General features: G+C 80.6%; 1 pseudogene. It reads left to right on the plus strand.

The window, feature by feature from the left end:
• A pseudogene (locus PYV61_RS26535) lies at positions 1-521 on the plus strand (hypothetical protein); the annotation flags it as partial.

Raw genomic sequence — 521 nt, forward strand, 5'->3', positions numbered from 1 at the left:
CATGCCGTGGTGGCTGGACAACAAGAAGCTCGACTTCCCGCGCGGCGGCGCTGGCGATCGGCGTCGCGGCGGCGGTGCTGGCGGCGGCGCTCCCGAAGCGCGCGGCGTTCGGCCCCGAGTTCACCGCGACGCGCGACCGCGTGGCGGCGCTCCCCGACGCGGGGCTGCGCGCGGCGGGGAGCGACCCGGCGCGGTGGACGCGCACGGCGACGGTGCGCGACGCGTCGGTGGACGGCGCGCTGCGGCGCTTCCTGCGCGACTCGCTCGGCGAGAGCGCCCGGGCCGCCGCGGTGCTGCAGGCGCTCGCGACGAGCTACGCCCCGGGGCCGGTGTGGGAGGTGCGCTACGTGCGCCGCTCGCCGGTGATCGCCGAGCGCGCCGAGTCGGGGCTCCAGCTGGTGCGCGCCGACGGCGCGGTGCGGCAGGTGATGCACGAGGTCCCCGACGCGGCGCCGGGCGACACGCTCACCGCCGACCGCGCGCGCGCGGCCACCGCGGCGGCGCTGCGCGCGCGCGGCGTC

Origin of the sequence: Roseisolibacter sp. H3M3-2 (assembly GCF_029211165.1) — a bacterium.
In the GTDB taxonomy this organism is placed as follows: Bacteria; Gemmatimonadota; Gemmatimonadetes; order Gemmatimonadales; family Gemmatimonadaceae; genus Roseisolibacter.